Raw genomic sequence first — 3,930 nt, forward strand, 5'->3', positions numbered from 1 at the left:
CCGGGCCGCGCTGATTGGTCACGTCTTTTCCTCGCATAACACGCGACACTTTCGCACATTATGCGAGACGGTGGCAAAGTGGCCTGCAACGGCGCGGATTCTCAGACTCAACGCACCCGACGACAAATGGGCACTCCTTCGTCCAGCCACCCATGCGTGGGCTGTCAGGAGCCTAGAATCAACGAAATACCGTGCCATGCGGCTTTACGAGAGGGGACAGGTGTCAAAGTCCGGCCAGTTCGCATCCAATGCGATTCGCCGGGTTCTAGAATCAACGAGATGCCGTGCCATACGGCTTGACGAGAGGGGACAGGTGTCAAAGCCCGGCCAATTCGCATCCAATGCGATTCGCCGGGTTCTAGTTGACATAATGTCGATTATCGGCACTGTCGGGAGGTGGTTTGGGAGGGGTAAGCGGGACGTTTCCCTGCGCACTGTTCTGGTAGTCCTCTGCATCACGGAGATCACCAGCTGGGGCATTCTGTTCTATGCGTTTCCCGTTCTCGCCGGACAGATCAGCACGAGTACCGGATGGTCCTTGCCTGTGGTCAACGGAGCGTTTTCCACCGGGTTGATCTGTTCTGCACTCACCGGCCTGCTGGTCGGACGCATCCTCGACCGCCGCGGACCACGGTCGGTGATGACTGTCGGATCCCTGCTTGCAGCGCCGGCGCTGTGCCTGGTCGCTGCGGCAGGAACGCTGCCCGTATTCTTCGGCGGGTGGATCCTGAGCGGCATCGCCATGGGAATGGTTCTGTATCCACCGGCATTCGCCGCTGTAACCCGCTGGTGGACCGACGGCCGCACCCGCGCGCTGACAGTACTGACTATCGTGGGCGGCCTCGCGAGTACGGTCTTTGCACCGCTGACGGCGCTCCTGTCCGCCGCTGCCGGTTGGCGCGGAACCTACCTGATCCTTGCCGCTGCCCTTTTCGTGATCACGGTTCCAGCCCACTTCTTCGGGCTGCGGCGGCCCTGGGAACCCCATCGGGACCCGGCCGGCACCCAGGTCACGAAGCCGACTCCCCCTGCCGAGATCGTCCGAAGCCTGCCGTTCATCGCGCTGGTGGCCGCCGTCAGCCTGGCAGCCCTGTCCTCTTTCGCCGCCGTCGTCAATCTCGTGCCGCTGCTGACGGAACGCGGGATCGACAGGACCCTGGCGGCCACCGCCCTGGGAATCGGTGGGATCGGCCAAGTGCTGGGCCGGCTGGGTTATGGAGCCTTTGAACAGTTGCCGCTGAGATTGCGGACCGTTATTGTCCTGTCCGCCACCACCCTGACGACGGCGCTGCTCGGCCTCACTGAGACCCTCACCGCAGCGATCCTGATCGCGCTGGCAGCCGGGGTGGCCCGCGGTATCTTCACGCTCCTGCACGCCACGGCCATCACGGACCGGTGGGGCTCCGCACATTACGGCCGGCTGACCGCGCTGGTTGCGTTTCCGATTACCCTCGCAACGGCACTGGGTCCGTGGGCGGGCGCCGGCCTTGCTGCGGCCTTCGGCAGCTACTCCCGCGCCTTCCTCATCCTCGCGGTTCTCAACGCACTCGCAATCCTGCTGGCGTACTACAGCGTCCCCGCGTCAGCACCGCGACTGAAGAGGCGAACCTAGGATGGGTGGATGGGAACCTACACACGCGAGAGAATCCGCGCGCTGGTCCGCGGCGTCGTCGAACAGGAGCGGCCGCCGATCGTCCAGCTCGGTGATCCGGTTCTGCGGAACCCGGCCGAACCGTTCGACGGTCAGCTGGACTCCTCGGAGCTCGCCGAACTGCTGGCCACCATGCGGAAAGCCATGCATGACGCTCCGGGTGTCGGCCTGGCAGCGCCGCAACTCGGAATTCCCCTGCGGATTGCGGTGATCGAAGACGTGATCCCGCAGCCGGAAGACATTGCCCAGGTGCGCGAGCGCCCGCCGCTACCCTACTTCGCCGTGATCAACCCGGCATACACGGCTGTGGGAGACGAAACGGCGTCGTTCTTCGAGGGATGCCTGTCGTTTACCGGCTGGCAGGCCGTGGTGGAGAGGCACCGCACTGTGCGCCTTGAATACCGGACTCCTGAAGGGCTGGAAGCCAGCCGGGACTTCACCGGGTGGCCCGCACGTATTGTCCAGCACGAGACCGATCACCTGAACGGCGTGGTCTACATCGACAAGGCGAGGACGCGGTCGCTCATGAGCAGCGACGCGTACAGGGAGCGCTGGGCCCAGCCCGGAATCGACCTGGCCCAGCGCGCCCTGAATTTCTAGGCGGGCTGGTTCTTCTTGCTCGGCAGCTTCTCCGCCCACCACCGCAGGATGTGCTCAAAACGCTGACGCCGGTGCCAGGGAGTGCCCGTCCGTGAGAGTTCGTGGGTCTCCCCCGGGAAAATCAGCATTTCGCACTCCACCCCATGGCGTTTCAGCGCCGTGTAGTAGCGCTGGGCCTGCTCGAGCGGACAGCGCAGGTCCTCTTCGGAATGAATCACGAACGTGGGCGTCCGGACCCTGTGGACCTGGGCATAGGGGCTCTGCGCCCGAACCTTCTCCGGCTCAGCCCCGGTGTAGGCCTCCGAGAAGAACCATCCGATATCAGATGACCCGATGAAGGACTCGGGGTCGAGGAATCCGCGCTCCACGATGGCGCCCTGGAAACGGTGGTCATTGGCGATCAGCCAGGCGGTCAGGTACCCACCATAGGACCCGCCCATCACACCCAGCCTGTCGCCGTCGAGCTGGTCGTAGGTCCGGACTGCACCCTCAAGGAACGCGAGGACGTCCTGCATGTCCACCGTCCCCATCGCTTCCTTGATCACCCGGCCGTGCTCCTCGCCGTAGCCGGCAGCACCGCGCGGATTGCACATGAGTACCGCGTAACCTGCGTCAAGGTAGACCTGCGCCTCATCAAAGTAGCCCCACCCGTACTGGGCATACGGCCCGCCATGGATGTTGAGCAGGACAGGGTGCGGCCCCTCCCCCTCCGGGATCAGCACCCAACCGTGTACGGGGTAACCGTCCGGTGCGGTGAAGATCTCTTCACGCGGAGGGATCACGGCGGTCTCGCTGCGCAGCGCGGCGGAGAAGTCCGTGAGCCTGGTCAGGGCACGGCCGTCAACGCGCGCCACGTCGCCCACCGTGTCCGGGTCCGTATAGGAGACGACGACGGTGCCGTTGATACCCGCCGCGCCGGTGACGATCAACTCGCCATCGGCAAGGACTTCCACCGCTCCCTGCGCATCGACGCGGCGCAGGTCGCCGGCGCCGCGGCTGCGGTTGAACACCAGGACGCTGTCACCTCCCGCCGGCACAACCTCGCCGATCTCACCGAGATCGAGGGATTCCGGATCAGTGAGCACCCGTGCCTGGGTTGGGTCATCGACCGGAGCAATGTACAAGGCGGTGTTGCGTGCAACGAAATCGACACCGCTCGGCGACAGCGCGCTGCCGAGATAATAGAGCCAGCGGCCGTCCGCACTGTGCACCGGGTTGCCGCAGCTGACAAGGTTCTCCGTGAAATTGCTCAGACGCTGCCTGTCTGTGCCGTCCAATTCGATCGAATAAATGTCGGACCGGAGATTCGCTTCGGAGTCCGGTTCCAGGGAGGCGCTGAACAGGATGCGTGAACCGTCGAAGGAGAACCTGGGCGCGGTATGGTCCGCATCCGCGTCCGTCAGCTGCGCCGGTTCGGCAAACGCCGTCGGCGCGTCCTCCCCGAGCGAGCGCGCAGCCCGCCCCACCGGCCTGACGAACGGCTCCTCCCCCAGGGACGGCACGTCGAGGAGAAACAGTTGTGACCGCTTGTCCCTGGTGTAACCGACGCCGTTCATCCGGTACTTGAAGCTGCTGACCAGTCGCGGATCCTCCTGGCCTGCCGATACGCCGTCGACCGTTCCGTAGCGGCCGTCTTCCGGGACGCGCGCGCTCAATACGAGCCGGCGGGAATCGGGCGA

3 protein-coding genes are annotated in these 3,930 nt (G+C 64.9%); 2 read left to right on the forward strand and 1 reads right to left on the reverse strand.

Translation table 11 applies throughout. From position 1 onward, the window contains the following. The first annotated feature begins 370 nt into the window (after positions 1-370). Both X803_RS0100385 and X803_RS0100390 read left to right on the forward strand, forming a co-directional pair. The gene (locus X803_RS0100385; RefSeq protein ID WP_051470305.1) at positions 371-1,612 is read left to right on the forward strand and encodes an MFS transporter; all 1,242 of its coding nucleotides are present in this window, start codon (positions 371-373) and stop codon (positions 1,610-1,612) included. A 9-nt stretch (positions 1,613-1,621) separates the two neighbouring features. Beyond that, the gene (locus X803_RS0100390) at positions 1,622-2,251 is read left to right on the forward strand and encodes a peptide deformylase (protein WP_026543573.1); all 630 of its coding nucleotides are present in this window, start codon (positions 1,622-1,624) and stop codon (positions 2,249-2,251) included. On the opposite strand, the gene X803_RS16835 is transcribed toward X803_RS0100390, so the two are convergent. After that, positions 2,248-3,930 (reverse strand): S9 family peptidase (locus tag X803_RS16835; RefSeq protein WP_035777337.1); only part of this gene is annotated, 1,683 nt, incomplete at its 5' end. The genes X803_RS0100390 and X803_RS16835 overlap by 4 nt on opposite strands.

The sequence above is a fragment of the Arthrobacter sp. 35/47 genome (assembly GCF_000520475.1).
In the GTDB taxonomy this organism is placed as follows: Bacteria; Actinomycetota; Actinomycetes; order Actinomycetales; family Micrococcaceae; genus Arthrobacter_D; species Arthrobacter_D subterraneus.